The sequence below is a fragment of the Helicobacter sp. MIT 03-1616 genome, from assembly GCF_000765685.2.
Lineage (GTDB): Bacteria > Campylobacterota > Campylobacteria > Campylobacterales > Helicobacteraceae > Helicobacter_C > Helicobacter_C typhlonius.
Genome location: NZ_JROY02000005.1, coordinates 54562 through 76170, shown reverse-complemented (window position 1 = coordinate 76170; position 21609 = coordinate 54562). Strand labels below are relative to the sequence as shown.

The following is a 21609-nucleotide window of genomic DNA, read 5'->3' as shown; positions in this document are numbered from 1 at the left end:
TTATGATATTTGTTAAAAAAATTCTCAATATATCTATTCTAAGTGCTTTTATCTGCGTAGGTGCGGTGGCTGAAGAAATTAATGTCCTTGCCGCAGCAAGTCTCAAATATGTGCTTGAAGATATTAAGAATGCGTATTTAAAAACGCATAAAAAAGATAAGATTCAAATTAGCTATGCCTCATCAGGCAAGGCATATGCGCAGATTCACAATGGCTTACCCACACATCTTTTTATCGCTGCAGATACAAGCTATCCACAAAAACTTTATGAGGCAAAACTAGCCGCCACCGCGCCACAAAACTACGCTAAAGGCAAACTCGTGCTTTTTAGTATCAATAAGAATTTTAATGCGAGTGATATTAATGTGCTTTCACACCCACAGGTGCGTGATATTGCGATTCCTAATCCCAAAGTCGCCCCCTATGGCAAAGCCGCACAGGAATTTCTCAAGTCTCAAAAGCTTGATAAGAAACTTTCTCCTAAACTTAGAATCGGCGAAAGCATAGGACAGGCGACAACTTATGTGCTACAAGGCTCAAGCGAGATTGGCTTTAGCGCACTTTCAATGGTAATAAAGGACAAAAGCCCCTCCCTTACTTACACGCTCATTGATGAAAGCATATATAAGCCCATAAATCAGGCACTCATTATCCCTAACTATGGTGCGGATTCTACACTTGCTAAGGACTTTGCGGATTTCATACTCAATGATAAAAAGGCTCAAAAAATATTCCAAGAATATGGTTACGACAAAGCAGATGAATAGTATTAAAACTCACATTAGCCACATTGTGCTAGATTCTCATTGTGCGCTAATAAGCGCGGATTCTGTCTTTGGCACATTCCACGCACTGACAATAGAATCTAAAGATAGCCCACAATATACAAAGGGCGATGAGATATGGCTAAGATTCAAAGAAAATAATGTGTTTCTCCTGCCAGATGATACGCCACAGATATGGGGCTTCAACGCATTTAAGGGACAAGTAATTACCTATGAGGCAAACTCTATTTTTACGCGCATAGCCTTACTGCCCCTGCCCTTTCAAAACGCGCATTTGCAAGATTCTACAAAGCCTTTAGAATCCCCGCATACTTTAGATTCACAATCCACCAACTCCCACACAACAGCGCGATACAACACAGATAATAAACCAATCTATGCGCTTATTCCCTCTATTCAAACACCCTTAATAAAGGAGGGGGATATTTACACTTGGTGCGTTTTAAGCTCACATATCATACTTGAAGGCATTGCATAATGGACTTTATAGAGACAATGCGCCTTACCTTCTTTATCGCCTTTCTCACCACGCTTATCTTACTTCCACTCGGCATAGTCATCGGCAATTTTCTTGCCTATTCTACAAATCCCCTGCGCCCCATATGCGAAGTGCTCGTGTGGATGCCTCTCGTGCTACCGCCCTCCGTGTTAGGATTCTATCTCCTCATCACTTTTAGCCCACAGAACATATTGGGGGCATTTTTGCTCAAATACTTTGACATAAAGCTTGTATTTAGCTTTGAAGGGCTTATCTTAGCGAGTGTGATTTTCTCCCTACCCTTTATGTGTAATCCCATAAAAAGTGCGCTTTTGAGCCTCCCCTCCTCGCTCAAGGAAGCAAGTTTCACACTTGGCAAAGGACGCGTTTATACGCTCTGCTTCGTGCTTTTGCCAAATATTAAACCTGCCCTTTTGTTGGGCTGTGTAACGAGCTTCGCACACACCATTGGGGAATTTGGCGTGGTAATGATGATAGGTGGGAATATCCCAAACCAAACGCGCGTGGCAAGTATTGCTATCTATGATGAGGTAGAATCGCTCAACTACACATTAGCGCACCAATACGCCTTTACGCTCTTTAGCGTGTGCTTCGTATTGCTTTTGGCAATTTTTTATGTCAATAAACGCCTAGCAAGGGGCAAGCAATGAGTGATATTCATTTGCGTTTTAGCAAAACCCTGCTTGGCAGTGAGGGTACATTTAAGCTAGAAGTGGATAAACAGCTGCAATTTGGTGAATTTGTTGCACTTTTTGGTAAGAGTGGCGCAGGGAAAACGACAATTTTAAGAATCTTAAGCGGATTAGAATCTGTCGAAAATGGCTATATTCGCGTGGGTGAAAGCGTATGGCTAGATTCACAAAATGGCATTTGTTTGCCACCACAAAAGCGATGTATCGGCTTTGTATTTCAGCACCACGCGCTTTTCCCCCATCTCAATGTCTATGATAACATTTGTTTCGCGCTCAAAGACAAAAAAGATAGAATCTTTGCCGATGAACTCATTGCGCGTATGGACTTAACACCCCTTAAAAAAAGCAAAATCTCCCAACTCTCTGGCGGACAATCTCAACGCGTAGCCCTCGCGCGCTCACTCATCTCACGCCCTCAAATATTGCTACTTGATGAGCCTTTTTCAGCACTTGATAATGCAATGAGGAGAATATTGCAAGATACGCTAAAGGCTCTCCACAAGCATTTTGGACTTACGACTATACTCGTAAGCCATAGTATGAGTGAGATTTTCGCACTCGCCTCGCGCACATTTGTATTACAGAATGGACATATTACCCGTGATGGCAGCAATGATTCTATTTTTACGCACAAGCTCTTAAGTGCGAAGCTCAAACTCAAAGGCGAGATTATCCATATACACAAAGAAGCTCTAGTGTGTGTTATCAGTGTGCTATGCAATGATGAAATTTATAAAATCATATATGACCCAATCGAATGCGCACAATTCCACATAGGAGAGCAAGTCATTATAGCCGATAAGGCATTTAGTCCTATATTGTATAAATGCGATATAGAATAGTAAAAATTAATGAAATACTTAAAATAAATGTAATATAATACGCTTTTTATTTTGGAGGAAGCGCAATGACTCAAGAAGAGCTAGATTCTCTTATGGATGGTGAGCCCGATGTGAGCAAGGTAGATGGTGCATCGGTTTCTGCCCCAGAGGATGATGAAGTGAAGAAAGTAACTATTGATCCAAATGACTTCCGCGCAGAAGCAGATAAAAAATGGCCTCCACCTCCACCCACAGAAGACCACAAAATCGTTCATCAGCTTGATGAAGTTACAAAAGATACAGAAGTCAAGGGCACACAAATTTTCGACCAGCTCGAAGTAATGAGTAATGACGCAGATAAAATCTCTAAACTTGCTAAGGGCATTGAATCTTACCTATGTGAGCAAGAGGAGTTATTTACCAAACTTTGCACGACTTTTCCTCATATACAAAGTTTCCAAATCGCTTTAGAATCTACCAAAAACACTCGGTCACATAGCAAAGAAATCACAGATGCAGCAAACGATATTAATGATGCTTCAATGCAGGCAATGGATTTAATGCAATACCAAGATATTCATCGTCAAAAAATTGAGCGCGTAATCAATGTAATGCGCGCCCTCGCACAATATATGAATTCACTCTTTGAAGGCAAGATTGATGATAGTAAGCGCGTAAGCTCCGCTGTCTTTATTGCAGGAGACGACAAAGAAGATGTGGTCAATGAAGATGATATTGAAGCAATGATTGCTTCATTTGGCACAAAGTCTTAAAGTGATGAGATTCTAAACTAATAAGTCTAAAGACTACATAATGCAAGATTCTATAAACTTAAGCACACATAATCCTATGCAAAATAAGGCTCATTCTAAAACTTCTCATAAAGTCCAACTCCTCTCCCCCGCAGGAAACCTTACAAAACTTAAAATTGCCCTTGCTTATGGGGCTGATGCTGTGTATGGAGGCGTGAGCCATTTCTCCTTAAGAACACGAGCAGGAAAAGAATTTAGCTATGAGGACTTTGCAGAGGGTGTGAAATATGCTCACGCACTTGGCAAGAAAGTGTTTGTTACAATCAATGGATTCCCATTTAATTCCCAACTCAAACTTTTAGAATCTCATATTGAAAAAATGGCAAGTCTTAAGCCTGATGCCTTTATTGTCGCCACTATTGGTGTTGTGCGTCTAGCTAAAAAAATCGCCCCGCAAATTCCTATCCACCTCTCTACTCAAGCAAATGTGCTTAATATCCTTGATGCACAGAGCTACTATGAAATGGGTGTGAAGCGCATTGTTGCGGCACGAGAAATAAGTCTCAAAGATATTAAAGAAATTAAAAAGCAACTCCCCGATTTAGAGATTGAAGTTTTTATTCACGGCAGTATGTGTTTTGCCTTTTCTGGACGATGTCTCATCTCTGCCTTGCAAAGTGGGCGTGTGCCTAATCGCGGGAGTTGTGCGAATGACTGCCGATTTGATTATGAATATTTTGTGCGTAATATTGAGAATGATGAGCTTGTGAAGTTTGATGGCAAGGAGCTTTTTGTCAAAAATCCCGATAATGGCGTGATGATGAGGCTACAAGAGCAAGAGGGACTGGGGACACATATTTTTAACTCAAAAGATTTGAATCTAAGCGGACATATGAAAGAAATTTTAGATTCTGGCGCAATAGATGCGCTCAAAATCGAAGGGCGCACAAAGTCAAATTATTACGCAGGAATCACTGCTAGGGCTTATCGTGCAGCAATTGATGATTATTATAGCGGGAGTGAAAATAGCGCATTTTATGCCAATGAGCTTAACACACTTAAAAATCGCGGATTCACTGATGGCTATATCATTCATCGCCCTTATGAAAAAAATAACACACAAAATCATCTTACCGCGATTAGTGATGGTAATTATCAAGTCAATGCCGAGGTGCTAGAAAATGGTTTATGTGCGATATGTAAGCATACAATTCGCGTAGGAGAAGCCAAAGAGATTGTCGTGCCTTTTGGCATAGAGGTGGCGTGTGGCAAAAGTGAGCTAGGTGAGATTTATGAAGAAAATGGTGTGAAAAAAATGCGCTTTGAGAAAATTATCACACAAGAGGGCAAGGAGTTAGAATCAATCCATAGTGGCAATACAAATGCCTTTAAACTCCCTCTGCCTTTGCCCCCATTTAGTTTTTTGCGAGAGAGATTATAGTTTGGGATTTTTGCGCTCCTGCTTGACGCGACTTTTGCTTCCCTATACGATTCTAGGTCAATATATTGCGGATCTTGCAGAATCTGAAGATATTTACTCTCAAGACTGCGGGATTAAAATAGGGCTTTCAAGCCTTATTTTTTTAATTATCCGCTTAAGCCAAGTAGCGTGTATCAAAACAAAAATAAGCAAGGCGAAAGTGAGCTTAATGCCAAAGATATTGTGGGCTATATAGATTTACCACTTGCTTTAATTGTGCAAAATAAGTGCTTGAGTGAGCCATTTTATGAGCTGATTAAGATTCCTTCTTGTGATAAAGAGCAATTTAAAGACTTTATCAAACGCAATAACGTGCAAGAAATACATCATATGGATAATTGGATAGCCTTGCTTGAAGAGTATCTTGATACAGAATATACTAAGGAAACCCACGAATGGTGTATGAATCATCTTACAAACAATGGCTTTACTCAAGAGCAAATAAGTGCTATTAAAAAGCGTGAGGGAAAAATGATATTTAGATACAATACTTACGCGTGGGAGTGGATGGGATTTGATGTATTTGATGTGCTATTTGTCAAACAATGCAATAGGCACTGCTCTAATAAACACACAGCCTTTTATCGCAGAGCAATGGAGATTTCACTGCAAGGGGCAAAGCTCCCAAAGCTTGAGTATTAGGGCTTTGAGCTAGTGCCTGAAGTGCATTAAGTTAAAATGTGAGAGCGAATCTATACGCAAGAGATGTATAATGAAGAGATTCAATCACTGATTAAAACCATTGATTCGCATAATCTGCCCACATCACACCTCCTTAACTCATCAAAATAACCCTTATTCATTCTTTCATCATCTTTTTATATTTGCACTTTTTTTATTGTTTATGGAATCAACTTTGCTACACAATCAAAACTTTTAAGCTAAAGGAAAGGGTATGCGGATTGATGTTTTTTGCGAGAGCGGGGCGAAATATGGCTTAGGACATTTTTATCGCTGTGTGAAACTCATCGCGTTATGCGCCAAAACAAGGCAAGTCAATGCCCTCACTTTGCATAATCGCGTGGTAGGGGATTTTATCCCTCCGTCATTAGCACAACTGCTCGATAAAGAATTATTAGAATCTATATCCTATGAATGTAAAAATTACGAGTGGCTCTCTACCCAGCCTCAAATGCTTGATATTGCTATTGTCGATAGTTATGAAGCACAAGAGTGGTTTTACTACCGATTAAAATCCCAGAGCAAGGCGCTCATCTGTCTTGATGATACTCTGCGCGATGTGTATCCGCCACAAAGCTATATCCTTAACCCCACTCCACATATACAAGAGTATTTTTCGCACAAGAACTATTATCTATGGTGCGGGGAAGAATACATTATCCCGCCCATTATGCCAACGCAGGATTATACACAAGATTTTAAGCGGGATTTTATACAAGATTCTATGCAGAAGTGCGGGAAAAACACATCGCGTATAAATGTGTTTGTTACCTTTGGTGGCGTGGATAGTGGCAATCTCACGCAAGAACTTATTGAGAATCTTAATATTCTTGCAGATTCTATTTTCTTAGAATCTTGCCATTTTCATATCATCTTAGGCGGCGGCTACCCGCACACACTTTGTATCCCGCCTCGCCTCACAAGCTACATTAGCACTTATCACAACCTTAACCCCAAAGATTTTTTAGCCAAGGCACAAGAATGCGATTGTGCCATAAGCGCGGGGGGCGGGAGTATGCTCGAACTCCTCACACTAAAGATTCCAAGCATTATTATAGAATCTGCCACAAATCAACATCTCCACATCACAAAATGGGCGCAAAAAGGCGCGATTGCCACCGCCAAAACCCCGCTTGACGCACTTGAAATCTTACGCATTTGGTATAAAGATATTTTAGAATCTAGCGCAAACGACTTTGATACGCACACAAAGCCCCAAACCCCAAAAAGCCTAGAATCTATTAAAACCACGCTTCAAGACTTACACCCAAGTGAGAAGCTTTTAGATTCATTATCTGCACTTTTTACGCAGATTCACAATCTCATATCACATAACATAAATGCGCGAGATAAAAGCGTGGATTCTAGAAATTCTCTTATCGCCCTACCCTTTACGCATTTGACACAAGAAGAAAGCGAAATTGTCCTCTCTATGCGTAATCACAAGCAAGTAGCACAATGGATGTATTCTTCGTATATCACTCCCGCTTCACACAAGGCATTTTTAGCTCATCTCACTAATGATACTTCAAAGCAGTATTGGCTTTTTAAATCCAATGATGAATACATTGGTGTAGGCTCACTCACGCGCATAAATCCCGCGCATAAACACGCCTTTATCGGTATCTATACAAATCCGCTATGCGACAAAAATAGCAAGGGAGCACAGATTCTATCCTTTTTAGAATCTTATGCTATGCGTAATCTAACCCTACACACCCTACACCTTGAGGTGCTTATCCATAACGAACGCGCCATAAAATTCTATGAAAAATGTGGTTATATGCGCGAGGGCGTATTACACGACTTTGTGTGCCGCAAAGATGATGAACAAAGACGATATTATGATGTGATTTTAATGTATAAGGAGCTCAAATGACAAACTCTCCTCTTATTATCGCTGAATTGAGTGCAAATCACAACCAAAGCCTAGAAATTGCTAAAGATTCTATTCGTGCGATTGCCGCTTGTGGCGCTGATGGCGTGAAACTACAAACTTATACGCCAGAGTGCCTCACACTTCAATCAAATGAGCCACATTTTTGCATTAGTGGTGGCACACTTTGGGATAAACGCAATCTCTATGAACTTTATAAAGAAGCCCAAACTCCTTGGGAATGGCATAAAGAACTTTTTTCTCTTGCAAAAGAGTTAGGTTTGCTTATTTTTAGCTCGCCTTTTTCACCTAAAGGTGTTGCATTTTTAGAATCTCTGCAATGCCCGATTTATAAAGTAGCAAGTTTTGAAGTAATGCACTATGAGCTTATAGAAGCTATTGCCAAAACAAAAAAGCCAATCATTATTTCCACAGGCGTAGCTACGCACAAAGAACTTAAAACTGCACTAGAAATTTGCCATAAATATGGCTGTAAGGACATTACATTGCTTCATTGCATAAGCGAATATCCTGCCCCGCTAGAATCTGCAAATCTCCTTGCTATGCCTCAACTTGCTAAAACCTATAAAAAATATAACATCAAATATGGATTATCTGACCACACGCTTGGTGCACTTTGTCCAAGTATCGCCACAAGTTTAGGAGCAAGTATGATTGAGAAGCATTTTATTCTTGACTCCTCGCTTGGTGGTGTAGATAGTGCGTTTAGTATGAATAAAGATGAATTTAAAACTATGGTAGAGCAAGTGCGCAATAGCACCTTAGCATTAGGACAAAAAAACCCGCAAATTCCTGCAGATATTATGAAAAAAAGGCGACAATTTGCACGAAGTATTTGGGTAAGTGCAGATATTCAAAAAGGTGAGAAATTCACACATAAAAATCTTGCCGTATTGCGTCCTAATGGTGGAGTACACCCACGACATTTGTCTAAGATTCTAGGCAAAAAAGCAAAAAGGGCTATCAAAAAAAGTGAGCCTCTAAACTTAGATGATGTCAAATAGTCAAAAGTAAAGGTATTTCAAGTATAATGCGCTTTTGTTTTTATATAAATCATTAAGGAGTCATTATGCTACTTTTTACGCCCGGTCCCACACCTGTGCCAGAATCTATACGCAATGCGATGAGTGAGCCTACCCTGCACCACCGCACACCAGAGTTTGAAGCAATTTTTGCTCAAGCGAGAAAGGGGCTTTTAGAGATTTTGAAAATGCCTGAAGTGCTTATGCTTGCAAGTAGTGGCACTGGTGCAATGGAAGCGTGTGTATGCACTTTTACTCAAAATAAAGTGCTAAGTATCAATAGCGGTAAATTTGGTGAGCGATTTGGTAAAATAGCAAAGGCGCACAAAATCCCCTATACAGAAATCATTAATGATTGGGATACGCCTGTAAGTGCGAAAAGTGTGCTTGAAGTGCTACAAAAAGAGAGTGAAATTGATTGCTTTTGTATCCAAATGTGCGAATCTGCAGGAGGATTGCGCCACCCTGTAGAAGAAATTGCTCAAGCAATTAAAGCGCATAATCCGCGCATTGTAGTTGTTGTTGATGCTATTACTGCTATGGGTGTTGAAGAAATTGATACGACATATATTGATGCACTCATTGGCGGCTCACAAAAAGCTTTTATGCTCCCACCGGGCTTAAGCATTATAGGACTTTCTCATTATGCGATAGAACTTGCAAACGAGCGGAATATAGGTTTTTATTTTAATCTCAAAACAGAGCTTAAAAATCAAGCACAAAATACGACTGCTTGGACTGCGCCTACGACAATTATCACAGGCTTGACACGATATTTTGAACTCATCAATGGCAATATGCAACAAGTTTATGCGCAAACCAAAGCGCGTTCTCTCGCTACACAAAAAGCCCTAGAATCACTCGGGCTTAAAATCTACCCAAAATCTCCTGCAATAGCGATGAATACAATTTATGATGAGGTAAATGCCGCACCTCTTAGGAAGATTCTTAAAAATGAATTTGCACTTAATGTAGCAGGTGGGCAAGATAAGCTTAAAACAAGTATTATACGCATTAATCAAATGGGACTTATCGCACTTAATGAGAGTGTGTGGGTTGTGAACGCAATAGAGCTTGCCCTAGAACGATTAAATCTTAGGAAATTTGATGGCACAGGAAATAAAGTATTTCTCACTACCTATTATGAGATATTAGATAAATAGGTCTCTAACTTCATATATGAAAATCATTGCAGTGCTTGGCTCAAGTGGAAGCGGCAAGAGTGCTCTTGCTCATCGCATAGCAATGGAGCAAAATTGTAAGATTTTTAGCCTTGATTCTCTAAGTATTTATAAATATCTTGATATTGCTTCTGCTAAACCCACACTCTTGGAGCAATCACAGGTATGTTATTATGCGCTTAATATCCTAGAGCCACATCAAAAAAGCAATGTGATGATTTTTAAAGATCTTCTGCTCCAAAGCATTGAAGATATCAAAAATAACTCTCCACACACGCCTTTGCTTATCGTAGGTGGAAGTAGCTTTTTTCTTAAAAGCATTATGGAGGGCTTAAGCCCTATGCCTCCCCTTGAAGAACACGAAGAGTGGGTAAAAAGTCTAGGAAATATAAATATGCAATACGCACAATTAACACAAATTGATAAAACTTATGCTCAAAGTCTCTCACCCACAGATACTTACAGAATCTGCAAAGCCCTTGCACTCTTTAAAGCCACAAATACACCTCCAAGTATATATTTTGCCACACATAAAAAAGAGTCTTTAGGCTATGACATTGAGATTTTTTGCCTTGAATGCGAACGCGATGAGTTAAGAGAGCGCATTGCTAAACGCACAAAAGCAATGATTCAAAAAGGGATTGTGGAGGAAGTGCAAAATGTATTAGAATCTTATGGCGCACAAGCTCCTGCGTTAAATGCTATTGGCGCAAAAGAATGTGTAAATTTTTTGCAAGGCAAAGTTGCGACTTTACAACAGCTTGAAGAGCAAATCTTTTTTCATACTTGCCAACTTGCCAAACGTCAGCGCACCTTTAATCGCACTCAATTTGCACAAATTACACATTTAAAGGAAAAAGCATTAGAGGCACAATTAATACAACAAATTCATAATAATACTCTTTGATTATTCCTTTTTGCCATATCGTTCAAAGTAGGTTTTCTCAAGCTCATACAACTCATATCTTACCTTTTTAAAATCAGCACTATTGCCAAAAGTAGGAACAAGTTTAGTATATTCTTCAAGAACTCGTGCACTTTCTTGAGCACGTTTAAAATTTGCCATTACCAAATGGGCGAGATTCTCACGTTACAATTCATCAGGCACACTTCCTTTTAACACATCGCCATTTACATTACGACAAGAAAGTAAAGATATATTTGAAGAGATTTTAATTTGATGTCGGAGATTCTTTAATGACGAAGAAAGCAAAACATCATTATGAAAGTAGCGGAGAGTATCCTCAATCACTCGGACACCCTCTTTTAAACGATTGAGGTTAGCATCAATGACTCTACCAACCTCCATTGTGTGAGCCTTAGTCGCGATTTGCTAAGCCAATGAGCGAAAGTAAGCTTACAAAAATATTATAAAAATCCAAATAAAGGTTAATAGCTGCATCTACTGGGCTAGTATATAAACCACGCACAATATTTTGCGTATCATACGCTACATACAAACTAAAAAGTATAGCTGCTGCACTTGAAATCAATACTTGAAACATAGAGCTTCCAAGAAAGAGATTTATAATTGAGCATACAACCACAACAATAAGAGCAATAAAAAGCATTTTGCCCATATTAGCTAAATCTTTTGTAGTTTTAATACCAAAAATGCTCATAACGCCAAAAATAATTGTTGTCATAGCAAATGCCATTGCAACTGCACCAGCACCAGCTTTAAATGCTACCATTGCTACAAGAGGCGTAATAGCTAAGCCTGTAAGTGTAGTAAAGATGAAAAGCATAGCGATATTTAAGCCCGGCTTAGAACGTGAAAACATAACCCCAAAAAGTGCTGCAATTTCAGCAATAAAAATAAAAAGGCGATATTCTACTACAAATTCTAAATACATAAAACCAATCATCGCACCGATGAAAGCAAAGAATAAACTTGCACCAAAAAATTTGTAAGTCGTCTTTACAAAATTCACTAATGCACTATCACGCTCCGCTATTGCTTCATTTGCAAACTGCGCGTTGTTAGTGTAATTCCTATCATAAAGTCCCATTATTTTCTCCTTCTTTATAAAGTTAGGTTGTGATAGTAACATAACTTTACTAATCACATTTTACATAAAGGAGAACAATGCGTTACACTCATCGTGTATTCCTTGCTTGGCTTTTCTAGCTCCTTTTCTATGCTCCTTATCTTAGTCACTCCTCTACAAAAAGCATAGAATCTATACTTTTGCTTGAACTCTCAAAATATTCTCTCACAAGGGCAAGCATATTGCTATATGCAATATCAAATCGCCCAAGCCTCAAAGCAATGATACAAACACACAAAAAGCGCAAATACACTGCAAAGAAAAATATCTTTTTTCTCATTTTTGCCCTTACTTCATTTAAGTCATCGCCTAATATATATGCTTAAACGCGTGGGATAAAGCAAATCCCTACTTCACGTTTTTGCTCATAGCTCACATATCCATTAACTTGCTTTTTATCCACATAGGCTTTGATTTTCTCTTCATCTGGCTCACCTTGATGTATGCAAATATGCCATTTTATGTCGTTTATAGCTTTTTGTATGTCTGATTTATAGGTATATCCCGCCTCTTTATAGCAATATATAGGCTCTTTATATCCTAGCTCTTTGAGCCATTCTAACACTTGAGGCAACCCCACAGGAAGTTCAACCTTAATATTATGTGCTGCAAAAATCTCATCTAAAAACGCGCTTTTTCTCACTCTGCCCCAACCTATATAGCACAGCCCCTCTTTACCTGCACCTAAAGCCTTTTTGAATCCTGCAAGATTATTGAGTGCGGGTGTCATTGAAGCAAAGGCAAGCTCAATCTCTCCCAAAGATTTTATGTCAAACTCTTCCCACGAGCTTACAAATGTGGTGATATTATCTAACCCCAAATCTCTTGCGTCTTCTTGCAGATGTGAAAGCATTGTTTGGGAAATATCTGTGGCATAAATGTGCCTTGCTTCAAAAGCAAGTTGCAAGGCAAATCGCCCATTTCCTGCGCCTATATCTAGCAAATTTTTATCTTTGAATACCACATTTTGGGCGCGAAAAAAATCTAAAATTTCTAAAGTATCCTGCGTATCTTTTTTAAAGCGCGGAAAAGTCTGCGCCTTTTTATCCCATAGTTGCTTACTCATTTGTTGCTCCTTTTTGCAGATTCTAAACTCATAAACCTTGCAGTCTATCATACTCCTCATCGCTTAATGGCTTGAGAAATGTTTTATGTTTTTATACTTGTTATCATCTTAAATAGACAAAATGACAAAAAACATAAAATGTGCTACAATAGCGCACTATGAGCTTTAAACCTAAATCCACACAAAGAGAGAGAATGGATACACTTCCCATAAGCGTAACAATCTTAGTGAAAAATGCACAAGACACCATAAAAGAATGCTTAGAGTCTTTAAAAAATTTTGATGAGATTATCTTGCTTGATAATGGTAGCACTGATAAAACTTTGGAAATAGCACGCAACTTCTCTAATGTGCGGATTTTTGAGAGTGAATTTATCGGCTTTGGTGCTTTGAAAAACTTAGCGATAAGCTATGCGAAGCACGATTGGATTTTGAGTATTGATTCTGATGAGGTGCTTGAGTTAAGCACACTTGCGCTTATAGAATCTTTAGAGCTCAATTCTCACACGATTTATGCCCTGCCACGTAAAAATCTCTATAATGGAGAGTGGATAAAGGCGTGTGGGTGGTATCCAGACTATGTTTGGCGACTTTTTAATAAAACTTTCACGCGCTTTAATGACAATTTTGTTCACGAGAGTGTGATAATCCCCAAAAATGCGCACACACTCAAGCTCTCAAGCGGAATAAAACATTACGCCTATGATAATATCGCTCATCTCCTTGAAAAACTCCAACGATACTCAAGCCTTTGGGCAGAGCAAAACAAACATAAAAAATCAAGTCCATTTAAAGCAATCACGCACGGAATTTGGACATTTTTTAGAGATTATTTTTTCAAAAAAGGCATTTTTTATGGATACAAGGGTTTTGTGATTAGTATTTGCAATGGATTAGGCACTTTTTTTAAATATATGAAGCTTTATGAGCTTCAAAACACGACCCCCCCCCGAGTATGTTCGCTTATCATCACTACTTATAATCAAAAAGAAAGACTAGCTTTAGTGCTAGATTCTGTAAAAAATCTTGCGCTTTTGCCAAGTGAAGTGCTTATTGCCGATGATGGCAGCACAGAGGATACAAAAGAATTAATAGAATCTTATGCAAAAGACTTTCCTTGTCCTTTAAGGCATATTTGGCAGATGGATAAAGGCTTTCGCTTAAGTGAGATTCGTAATCGTGCTATAAATGCGGCAAATGGAGAATATATTATTATCATTGATGGCGATATGATTTTAGATTCTTTTTTTATAAAAGAGCATCTTCACTTTGCAAAAAAAGGTGTATTTTTGCAAGGCTCTCGTGTGATTTTAAATGAAAGCACTACACAAAATATTATGCAATCTCACGCAAAAGACGCATTTAGCTTAGCCTCTAAACAAGGTGGATTCAAAGCAAAACGATGTGTTTTACTCTCGTCATTTATTTTTAATACTTCCAAAATTACCTCATCATTTTTTGACAAAAAAGACTTTATCAAAGGCATTCGCGGGTGCAATATGAGCTTTTTTAAGACTGATTGTATAAGCATCAATGGCTTTAATGAAGCATTTATTGGCTGGGGGAGGGAAGATTCTGAATTTGTGGCGAGATTTTTGTTTAATGGTGGAGAGATGAGGCGATTAAAATTTGCAGGAATTGCCTATCATCTCTATCACCCTGAAAACTCCCGCACGATGTTAGAATCTAATCATAATATCTACTTACAAACTCTAGCAAATAAAAGTCGCTATTGTGAGAGGGGCATAGAATCTAAATAACTCTATAATTTCTAGATTCTTTAAAAGCATTCAAGCTACATTATTCTTTCTTTTGGCATAAGCCTTGCTGGATATAGCTTTCTTGTGTTTTTAATTCTTTATCATAATCTTTTATATTACTCTTTTCGCCAACCTTACGCATTCTACTCTTAAGAAAGGCTTTGTTTGTAGCAATAAGACTTCTTTGAGATTCATAGCCTTTCAAACTAATACCTGCAATATCAAGCAAAGTGTGCATTAAATCATCATTCATATATTTGGTATTTTGCGCCCTTTGCAATCGCTTGTAAAGCTTGGGGTGCTTTTGTATAAAGCTATCACTTACATAAATAATGAATGGAATCTCTACCATAAAGCGCGAGATTTTAGAATCTGAATGTCCTATGAAATTTCTAAAATCATAAATTTCTTCTCCGTGGTCGCTAAAATAAATTACTATGCTATCGCTGGATTCAAATCGCTTAATAATCTCACTTAAGATAAAATCGCCATAGAGGGTGGCATTATCATAGTGCATATTTTCCTCTATATTTGCACCTTTTTGAGGTGAATTATCCTCTTGACAAAGCATATCTTTAGACGCAAAATGTGCGAAGTTGGTTGGATAGCGGTTATAATATTTGGCGTGATTGCCCATTAAGTGCAGGGCATAGAATCTATGCTTATCCGCGGGGATTTTTATGGCATTTGTGGTGCTACTCTTTAGCGCAGATTCTGTTGTAAGATTTATAGAATCTTTTGCACCCTCTATATCCTCTCTATTTTCAGGCAAATTAGATTCTATAATCTCTATGCTATCTAAAACCTCCAAAATGCTTTCATCAAATTTTGTCGTGCTCATTTTGTCATTGACATTGACAAAGCTTGCTTCATCAGCGCGTTTTAAAATCGTAGCAGCAGCATTGCCAAAGAGACTTACAGGCTCTTGATTTGATATGCTAATAGTGTGATAGCCTCCAAGCTTAAAGGCATCAATGATGTTTAAAAACTCATACCATTGCTTTTGTGGAAGTTTTTTATGGATTGTTTGAATACCTTGTGAATCTTGATTAGCTAATGTGAGACTTAATGAAAGGCTTTCGTGAGTTTGAGCGTGAGGAGAGATAATATCATTAAATATAAAGAGATTATTTGGTTTAGAAATTTTAAGTTTATCTAAATGTGGTGTAGTGGGTAATTCATATCCATAAAGACTTAATTTACCTCTTTGGGTAGATTCACCAATAACAAGGACTATATTATCAATATTGTTTTTTGCTTTTTTCACTTGCAAGGATTGAGCGAGAGTATCAAAATTAGCGTTAAGTTTTTTGTATTCCTCTATGAATCCTCGCGTGTTTTCAATCGCGCGATAGGTTTGCTTTGTATAGTTATAAATCATATCGCTCCAATCCTCATTAAGCGGCTTAGTGTGGGTAAAAATCATCGTAAGAATGATAAGGATTCCACACACAAGAGCAGTATAAAGCCTAAAGGCGATATTTTTTTGCTGCTTTGGCGAGGTGGTAGGATTTAAAGGAATAAGCACGAGCTTTGCGCTAAACTTCCACACAAGCCAACACGCAATACCCAAAAAGGCATAAATGCCAAAAAGTGGCAAGGTAAGATAATTATGCAAAAAATCCGCACTCTCTTGCGGATTTGTCTCTAGGGCAACAATGACAAGATAAGAATTAAGATTTGTATCAAAAGTATAGAGCAAAAATACATCAATGACAAAGCATACAAGGCTTATGACAAGGATAAAGAACGCTATGCCTTTAGCAAGTTGAGGGAGCTTACAAAAAAGCAAAGAAAGCAACCAAAAAATGAGAAAATAACTCACACATAGCAGAATCTCACGATAAAAAAATGAACTAAACCAATACAAATCCCAATGCTTCGTATAAACAAAATACTGCGAACCAAAGAGAATAAGTGTGTTTAAAAAAATCAGTAGGCAGTAGATTCTAAAAAACAGCGCGTGGGACAAAAGCCGCATTTACGCAAGCTCCAACTTACGCGAGATAAGATAATACGCCAAAGTATAAAAAAGCACCGCCCATACAAAATCACTAAATAAAAAATAAGACACTAAAAACTTAACAGAATCTCCAACAACCAAGAGAAAAAACGTCAAGCCAAAAACCTCTAAAAGCATCTTGGGAAGGAAAAAAATAATTGCAAGCAAAAGGGCTTTCATCAATACAAATCGCCGCACACGCAAAACATTCAAAATAGCACAAATAACAAGTATAAATGTAATAAAATACATTATAATGCCACATATTTTTAAGGTAGCAAAATATGAAAGAATATAAGAGAGCGACTCGTTCTCCAACACAAAAGTGATACCTATCACAAATCCAACCAAAGCACAAAATGCCCATAAAGTATAAATCAAAATCTTAGGCAATAAAATACAATGTAAGCCAATAGGCAATGTATGCGTGAGATAGCCCTCATCACCAAAAACCTCCCCCCAAAAGCTCTGCCACACCCACACAACCAAAATCACCAAAAATGCGAGAAAAAAACCTACGCAGAGTATAACCAAACTCGTATATATCATATTCTCTAATGTGCTATTATAAAAACTCATATCAAGCTTTAATAAACACAAAAACAAAAACCCAAGCGCATAGGTAACACACAGCGGTTTAAAGCTTGTGCGAAACTCATAAGAAGCATATCGCCAAAAACCTTGAAAAAAGCCCAGTGGCTGGAATAATTTCTCTTGCATTATATCTCCTTTGTAGCACTTGTGCTTGGCTGCTCTTGTATATTTTGGGTATTTATATCTTGCGTATTTTGTGTGGGCTGTAGAGAGCTATAAGCGCGGTGATAATCGCTCTTAAGTGCGGATTGCAAATCATCAAAAGATTCTAAAATCGTGTCTTTACGCTCATAGCGCAGCATTCTGCCTTGAGCGATAAAAAGTGCGTGGGTGCAAATGGGCTGTGCGTCATTGACAAGGTGCGTGGCAAGAAGCACGGCAGAATCTTTAGGAATATATGTTGTGATAAGCGAAAAGACTTGCTCTCTTGCGATAATATCCACCCCCGCGATAGGCTCATCAAGCAAATAGAGTTTGGCGCGGCGGGCAAGAGTGAATATCAAATGCAGCTTTTCAATCGTGCCTTTTGAAAGCGACTTAATGGGGACATTGGTTGGAATCTGCAAAAGCTCAAGCATAGAATCTGCACTCGCACTATCAAATGCAAAAAAATCAGCAAAAAACTTTTTGCATTCAAGCGCATTGAAACGTGGATTCAAAAAATTGCGATCAGGCAGATAGGAGACAAGGGGCTTTGTGTGCAAACCAATGGGCATACCGCAGATTTCCACCTCGCCTTGATATTGACGCAGGAGAGAGGCGAGAATCTTAAGCAATGTGCTTTTTCCGCTGCCATTCACGCCAAAAAGCCCCACGATATTGCCCTCTGTGATATGTAGATTCAAATCGTGCAGTGCTTGAAAATGTCCATAGGATTTACTTAAATGCGAGAGGGAAAGGATAGGTTTCATTGTATGCTCCATTGTTGATGTGGAAATGTGGGCGGCGAGGCTTGGTTTCTCCTTTGTTTTTCTCTTTGTGCCAATTTTTTGACTTTTGCAATGATTTTAGCCGATGTCGCAAAATCTATGATTTTCATTGCTCTATTTGGATTTTGTGTTTTATTTAAGCCCTTGGGACTTTATAAGATTCTCCCCCTTGTTAAAAAACAAGGGGAAATTTAGGTAATAAATCCTAAAAATGCTTGTATGCTTAGAGTTTAGACTCGTAGCGGCGAAGCATATAAAGGCGTTTAAGCATTTTTTTCTTTGCGTTAATCTTTTGCTTTTTGCGCTTTTCGGTTTTAGATTCAAAAAATCTTCGTGCGCGAAGCTCGGTTACAACAAGGTTGCGGTCGGTTTGTTTTTTGAACTTCCTATACGCTTCTTCAAAAGATTCGCTTTCTTTCACTTTGATACCCGGCATAGTCTCACCTACTTTCTTGTAAAATTTGAAAGCGGCATTATACGCGAGTTTTGTTTAATTATCCTTAAAACTGCATTATATAAAGTGAGTTTTAAGAAAATTTCGCTAAAATACCAAGCTTACTTCACATTTGTGCTCGTAGCTCAGCTGAATAGAGCAACAGGTTGCGGTCCTGTAGGTCGGGGGTTTGAATCCCTCCGAGCACGCCACTTCTACACTTACTTTAAGATTATTTTACAAAATTTAGAATATTCACGCGCTGTAATGTTTAGAGTTTTTGGCAAAAAACATATTGTTAAGAAAATGATAGAAAATTGAAAATTTTTGTGGTGGCTTTGCGCCATAGCCCTAAGCGCAATTAGGGCTTAACAGAATCTAGTCTCGTCCTGCACGCAAATATGTGGGGACATCAAGTTCATAATCAAGCAATCCATTCTGTTCTTTGAAAGAAGGTGATATTGCTCGAAAATTATCATTAAGCTTCTGTATAGCTTGCTTTTGCATAACCTGTTCTTGCGTCATTTGAGGCTGTTGTGGATTCTCATTATTAGCAATAATCTCTCGCTCAAAACCCGTAGCTATCACCGTTACACGCACAGAATCTATCTCTGCATTCTCATCTATATAAACTCCCCAAAAAATATCCGCGTCCTCATCGGCAGCCCTGTGGATAAGCTCCATAGCCTTATCTGTGGCACTCATAGGATAATCTTCATTAATCTCAAAGCACACAAGCACACCCTTTGCGCCATTGATATCGACATTATCAAGCAGTGGGGATTCTATGGCTCTGCGCACTGCCTCTATTGCTGCCTCATCACCCTTAGCTTCGCCAATCCCCATAAGTGCTAGACCACCATAGCTTAAAACGGTGCGTGTATCGGCAAAATCCATATTCATACCCTCGTTAGCACCCCTTAAGATGATGTTTGACATACCATTTACTGCACGAGCCAACACATCATCAACGATACGCATCGAATCCTTATAGCCAAGATTTGGCGGAATAATAGAAAGCAACCGCTCATTTGGAATCACAATTATACAATCACTCTCTGCCTTAAGCTTCTTTAAGCCCTCCTCTGCAAATTTTGCGCGTTTGTTGCCCTCGGATTTAAAGGGCTTAGTTACAACAGCGATTGTGAGCGCACCCGTTTCTCTTGCAGCCTTTGCTACTACCGGTGCCGCGCCTGTGCCTGTGCCACCGCCAAGTCCGGCACATACAAATGCGATTTGTGAGCCATTAATTGCAAGTTTTAGCTCCTCATAAGTCTCTAATGCTGCTTTCTCACCTACTTCTGGTCGCATACCTGCGCCCCAACCGCCTGTAAGTTTCTCGCCTAGCACCATTTTCACTTGAGCCTTTGTCGTATATAAATCCTGTTTATCTGTGTTTGCTGCGACAAGATTTACCGCGTGATGTGGGTTTGTATTTGAGAGGTGAGTTATCATATGTGAGCCACCGCCGCCCACGCCGATAGTGGTAATTCTTACATTATGTTCTGGTCTATCAAGCGTATCGTTATGCTTTGGTTGCACTTCTTGTATATCAACATAATCTGCATTGAAATCTGTATTCATATAAGCCTCCTAAAATAATTGACTCGCCCATTCGCGGAATCTTACAAAAAGATTGTTACGCTTATCACCATTTGAAGTCCTAATTTCTGACAAATCTTCAATTTGTGTAATCCTCGAGCCTATGCTCGGCTCTTCAATGGCACTTTTTGGCAGCTCGAGACTATGTATGTCCGCACTATCTGTGATGATATTGCTTTTATACAAAAGATTCCTTTCGTGATTCATCTCATAGTTTGTATGTCGCCCCGCACCGTGTAGTATCAAGCCCACTGCTGTCGCACCATCTGTGCCTCTTAAACGATCAAAAAGCCCATCTACGGCTATAGGTTTTGAGATTCTCACAGGTTTGCGAAAAATGCTCGAGGCGCATTCTTGCATACCCTCTAAATTCGCCATACCACCCGTGAGCGTAATCCCCGCGCCAATCTTATCCTTTAAGCCGCTTTTTTCAATACTCTTTGCCAGAAGCCTCAAGGTTTCCTCTACGCGTGCAAAAATCACTGCGTGAATCACCTCCAAAGGCACAAACTTTTCTACATTTTCGCCCGTCATCATTGAAACCTTGACAGATTTTGTTTTATCGTCCTCACTTAAGATAAGCTTACCACATTCTGCTTTAATCTCCTCTGCTATACTCGGGTGGGCGTTAAGCGCGGTAGCTAAATCAATTGTGATATTATGCGACCCTACGCTTAAAAAATCGCAATAACGCATAGAATACCCGCTATAAATCATCAAATCGCAAGTCTGTCCGCCCATATCCAAACACGCCACACCGAGTTCTTTTTCTTCATTGCTTAAAACTGCAATCGAGGAAGCATAGGCGCTCAAAACGATATTTTTAATCTCAATCCCTGCCTCACTCACGGCACGTTTAAGGTTCTCTAGCGCGGTTTTCTTTGCCGCTACGATATGCACGAATGCTTCAAGACGCGAAGCACTCATACCCATAGGGTCTTCAGCATAGCTTTGCCCATCGAGCCTAAATTCATAAGGCAAAGCGTGGATAAGCGTATGGTCATCGGGAATATCTGCATTATAAATAGCTGTCTGCATAACACGGCGAATCTCTGTGAGCCCAATCTCATTTTTTGGTGCATTGATGATAGCTGTTTCCCTAATGCTCTTTACATATGCGCCAGAGAGTGAAATAATCGCTTTGTCTATTTGCTCACCAGATACCATTTTAGCGTCATTTACCGCGTTTCTTATGGCAGTAGAGGCTTGCTCTATGTTTGAAATTGAGCCCTTACGCACTCCTTCAGCCTTGTGCATACCCGTGCCTACAATATGCGGGATTCCATCATCTTTTATCTCGGCAATAATGGCACAAATCTTTGTGCTGCCAATGTCAATACCTAAAATAATCCTATCCACTTT

22 protein-coding genes, 1 tRNA gene and 1 pseudogene are annotated in these 21609 nt (G+C 39.1%); 13 read left to right on the top strand and 11 right to left on the bottom strand.

The features are described 5' to 3' along the window. Window positions 1-2 precede the first annotated feature (2 nt). From modA to miaA, 11 genes are all read left to right on the top strand, one after another. Window positions 3-767 (top strand): molybdate ABC transporter substrate-binding protein, encoded by a 765-nt coding sequence (gene modA, locus LS67_RS04930; protein WP_236096348.1) that lies wholly within the window; start codon window positions 3-5, stop codon window positions 765-767. Further along, window positions 760-1263 carry a hypothetical protein gene (locus tag LS67_RS04925; protein WP_034328271.1) on the top strand — a complete coding sequence of 168 codons (504 nt, stop codon included), beginning with the start codon at window positions 760-762 and terminating at the stop codon, window positions 1261-1263. The genes modA and LS67_RS04925 overlap by 8 nt, the downstream gene beginning before the upstream one ends. Then, window positions 1263-1934, top strand: coding sequence for a molybdate ABC transporter permease subunit (gene modB / locus LS67_RS04920; RefSeq protein ID WP_034328270.1), 672 nt, complete (start codon window positions 1263-1265; stop codon window positions 1932-1934). Before LS67_RS04925 ends, modB begins: the two co-directional genes overlap by 1 nt. Next, window positions 1931-2818, top strand: coding sequence for an ATP-binding cassette domain-containing protein (locus tag LS67_RS04915; RefSeq protein WP_034328269.1), 888 nt, complete (start codon window positions 1931-1933; stop codon window positions 2816-2818). Before modB ends, LS67_RS04915 begins: the two co-directional genes overlap by 4 nt. 65 nt (window positions 2819-2883) lie before the next feature. After that, a complete protein-coding gene (locus LS67_RS04910; protein ID WP_034328268.1) occupies window positions 2884-3570 on the top strand; it encodes a hypothetical protein in 687 nt (228 codons plus the stop codon). 76 nt (window positions 3571-3646) lie between these two features. Then, window positions 3647-4990: a peptidase U32 family protein gene (locus LS67_RS04905; protein ID WP_138109627.1), complete on the top strand. Its 1344-nt coding sequence runs from the start codon at window positions 3647-3649 to the stop codon at window positions 4988-4990. A gap of 168 nt (window positions 4991-5158) precedes the next feature. After that, entirely contained in the window at window positions 5159-5671 is a 513-nt protein-coding gene (locus tag LS67_RS04900) for a hypothetical protein (protein WP_138109613.1), read from the top strand. A 253-nt stretch (window positions 5672-5924) separates the two neighbouring features. Next, window positions 5925-7589: a UDP-4-amino-4,6-dideoxy-N-acetyl-beta-L-altrosamine N-acetyltransferase gene (pseH, locus tag LS67_RS04895; RefSeq protein ID WP_034326778.1), complete on the top strand. Its 1665-nt coding sequence runs from the start codon at window positions 5925-5927 to the stop codon at window positions 7587-7589. Next, the gene (gene pseI / locus LS67_RS04890; RefSeq protein WP_034326777.1) at window positions 7586-8611 is read left to right on the top strand and encodes a pseudaminic acid synthase; all 1026 of its coding nucleotides are present in this window, start codon (window positions 7586-7588) and stop codon (window positions 8609-8611) included. The genes pseH and pseI overlap by 4 nt, the downstream gene beginning before the upstream one ends. A gap of 65 nt (window positions 8612-8676) precedes the next feature. Next, window positions 8677-9792, top strand: coding sequence for a pyridoxal-phosphate-dependent aminotransferase family protein (locus tag LS67_RS04885; RefSeq protein ID WP_011115749.1), 1116 nt, complete (start codon window positions 8677-8679; stop codon window positions 9790-9792). 16 nt (window positions 9793-9808) lie between these two features. Further along, window positions 9809-10717 carry a tRNA (adenosine(37)-N6)-dimethylallyltransferase MiaA gene (miaA, locus tag LS67_RS04880; protein ID WP_034326776.1) on the top strand — a complete coding sequence of 303 codons (909 nt, stop codon included), beginning with the start codon at window positions 9809-9811 and terminating at the stop codon, window positions 10715-10717. Here the strand turns inward: miaA and LS67_RS04875 are convergent. The 4 genes and pseudogenes from LS67_RS04875 to LS67_RS04865 all read right to left on the bottom strand — a co-directional run bounded on the left by LS67_RS04875 (window position 10718) and on the right by LS67_RS04865 (window position 12978). Further along, window positions 10718-11119: pseudogene (locus LS67_RS04875) on the bottom strand (thiamine-phosphate pyrophosphorylase). A 10-nt stretch (window positions 11120-11129) separates the two neighbouring features. Beyond that, window positions 11130-11822 (bottom strand): Bax inhibitor-1/YccA family protein, encoded by a 693-nt coding sequence (locus LS67_RS04870; protein WP_034326774.1) that lies wholly within the window; start codon window positions 11820-11822, stop codon window positions 11130-11132. A 145-nt stretch (window positions 11823-11967) separates the two neighbouring features. After that, window positions 11968-12141 (bottom strand): hypothetical protein, encoded by a 174-nt coding sequence (locus tag LS67_RS09595; RefSeq protein ID WP_156407271.1) that lies wholly within the window; start codon window positions 12139-12141, stop codon window positions 11968-11970. A 42-nt stretch (window positions 12142-12183) separates the two neighbouring features. After that, a complete protein-coding gene (locus LS67_RS04865) occupies window positions 12184-12978 on the bottom strand; it encodes a class I SAM-dependent methyltransferase (protein WP_161594475.1) in 795 nt (264 codons plus the stop codon). A gap of 143 nt (window positions 12979-13121) precedes the next feature. Here LS67_RS04865 and LS67_RS04860 point away from each other — a divergent pair, with 143 nt between their 5' ends. Then, window positions 13122-14687, top strand: a complete 1566-nt coding sequence (locus LS67_RS04860) for a glycosyltransferase family 2 protein (protein ID WP_034326773.1) — start codon at window positions 13122-13124, stop codon at window positions 14685-14687. A 40-nt stretch (window positions 14688-14727) separates the two neighbouring features. On the opposite strand, the gene LS67_RS04855 is transcribed toward LS67_RS04860, so the two are convergent. The 5 genes from LS67_RS04855 to rpsU all read right to left on the bottom strand — a co-directional run bounded on the left by LS67_RS04855 (window position 14728) and on the right by rpsU (window position 18648). After that, window positions 14728-16668, bottom strand: a complete 1941-nt coding sequence (locus tag LS67_RS04855; protein ID WP_034326771.1) for a sulfatase-like hydrolase/transferase — start codon at window positions 16666-16668, stop codon at window positions 14728-14730. After that, a complete protein-coding gene (locus LS67_RS04850; protein WP_052099849.1) occupies window positions 16669-17409 on the bottom strand; it encodes a hypothetical protein in 741 nt (246 codons plus the stop codon). Then, entirely contained in the window at window positions 17409-18194 is a 786-nt protein-coding gene (locus LS67_RS04845) for an ATP-binding cassette domain-containing protein (protein WP_081953914.1), read from the bottom strand. The genes LS67_RS04850 and LS67_RS04845 overlap by 1 nt, the downstream gene beginning before the upstream one ends. After that, the gene (locus LS67_RS10110) at window positions 18191-18322 is read right to left on the bottom strand and encodes a hypothetical protein (protein ID WP_268902982.1); all 132 of its coding nucleotides are present in this window, start codon (window positions 18320-18322) and stop codon (window positions 18191-18193) included. Before LS67_RS10110 ends, LS67_RS04845 begins: the two co-directional genes overlap by 4 nt. A gap of 113 nt (window positions 18323-18435) precedes the next feature. Beyond that, on the bottom strand, window positions 18436-18648 hold the full coding sequence (gene rpsU, locus LS67_RS04840; RefSeq protein WP_002955579.1) for a 30S ribosomal protein S21: 213 nt from the start codon (window positions 18646-18648) through the stop codon (window positions 18436-18438). Window positions 18649-18780: 132 nt separating this feature from the next. Between rpsU and LS67_RS04835 the strand changes: the two genes are divergently transcribed. Beyond that, window positions 18781-18857: transfer RNA gene (locus LS67_RS04835), tRNA-Arg, on the top strand. A 166-nt stretch (window positions 18858-19023) separates the two neighbouring features. On the opposite strand, the gene ftsZ is transcribed toward LS67_RS04835, so the two are convergent. Together ftsZ and ftsA are read right to left on the bottom strand one after the other, a co-directional pair. After that, window positions 19024-20229 carry a cell division protein FtsZ gene (gene ftsZ / locus LS67_RS04830; RefSeq protein WP_034326767.1) on the bottom strand — a complete coding sequence of 402 codons (1206 nt, stop codon included), beginning with the start codon at window positions 20227-20229 and terminating at the stop codon, window positions 19024-19026. Between the two features lie 9 nt (window positions 20230-20238). Continuing rightward, complete coding sequence (gene ftsA / locus LS67_RS04825) at window positions 20239-21606, bottom strand: cell division protein FtsA (RefSeq protein ID WP_034326766.1); 1368 nt, start codon at window positions 21604-21606, stop codon at window positions 20239-20241. Window positions 21607-21609 lie beyond the last annotated feature (3 nt).

Bases quoted from the DNA above. Each gene is read 5' to 3' on its own strand.
- modA (WP_236096348.1), top strand. From the start codon at position 3: ATGATATTTGTTAAAAAAATTCTCAATATATCTATTCTAAGTGCTTTT.
- LS67_RS04925 (WP_034328271.1), top strand. From the start codon at position 760: ATGAATAGTATTAAAACTCACATTAGCCACATTGTGCTAGATTCTCAT.
- modB (WP_034328270.1), top strand. From the start codon at position 1,263: ATGGACTTTATAGAGACAATGCGCCTTACCTTCTTTATCGCCTTTCTC.
- LS67_RS04915 (WP_034328269.1), top strand. From the start codon at position 1,931: ATGAGTGATATTCATTTGCGTTTTAGCAAAACCCTGCTTGGCAGTGAG.
- LS67_RS04910 (WP_034328268.1), top strand. From the start codon at position 2,884: ATGACTCAAGAAGAGCTAGATTCTCTTATGGATGGTGAGCCCGATGTG.
- LS67_RS04905 (WP_138109627.1), top strand. From the start codon at position 3,647: ATGCAAAATAAGGCTCATTCTAAAACTTCTCATAAAGTCCAACTCCTC.
- pseH (WP_034326778.1), top strand. From the start codon at position 5,925: ATGCGGATTGATGTTTTTTGCGAGAGCGGGGCGAAATATGGCTTAGGA.
- pseI (WP_034326777.1), top strand. From the start codon at position 7,586: ATGACAAACTCTCCTCTTATTATCGCTGAATTGAGTGCAAATCACAAC.
- LS67_RS04885 (WP_011115749.1), top strand. From the start codon at position 8,677: ATGCTACTTTTTACGCCCGGTCCCACACCTGTGCCAGAATCTATACGC.
- miaA (WP_034326776.1), top strand. From the start codon at position 9,809: ATGAAAATCATTGCAGTGCTTGGCTCAAGTGGAAGCGGCAAGAGTGCT.
- LS67_RS04870 (WP_034326774.1), bottom strand. From the start codon at position 11,822: ATGGGACTTTATGATAGGAATTACACTAACAACGCGCAGTTTGCAAAT.
- LS67_RS09595 (WP_156407271.1), bottom strand. From the start codon at position 12,141: ATGAGAAAAAAGATATTTTTCTTTGCAGTGTATTTGCGCTTTTTGTGT.
- LS67_RS04865 (WP_161594475.1), bottom strand. From the start codon at position 12,978: ATGATAGACTGCAAGGTTTATGAGTTTAGAATCTGCAAAAAGGAGCAA.
- LS67_RS04860 (WP_034326773.1), top strand. From the start codon at position 13,122: ATGGATACACTTCCCATAAGCGTAACAATCTTAGTGAAAAATGCACAA.
- LS67_RS04855 (WP_034326771.1), bottom strand. From the start codon at position 16,668: ATGCGGCTTTTGTCCCACGCGCTGTTTTTTAGAATCTACTGCCTACTG.
- LS67_RS04850 (WP_052099849.1), bottom strand. From the start codon at position 17,409: ATGCAAGAGAAATTATTCCAGCCACTGGGCTTTTTTCAAGGTTTTTGG.
- LS67_RS04845 (WP_081953914.1), bottom strand. From the start codon at position 18,194: ATGAAACCTATCCTTTCCCTCTCGCATTTAAGTAAATCCTATGGACAT.
- LS67_RS10110 (WP_268902982.1), bottom strand. From the start codon at position 18,322: ATGAAAATCATAGATTTTGCGACATCGGCTAAAATCATTGCAAAAGTC.
- rpsU (WP_002955579.1), bottom strand. From the start codon at position 18,648: ATGCCGGGTATCAAAGTGAAAGAAAGCGAATCTTTTGAAGAAGCGTAT.
- ftsZ (WP_034326767.1), bottom strand. From the start codon at position 20,229: ATGAATACAGATTTCAATGCAGATTATGTTGATATACAAGAAGTGCAA.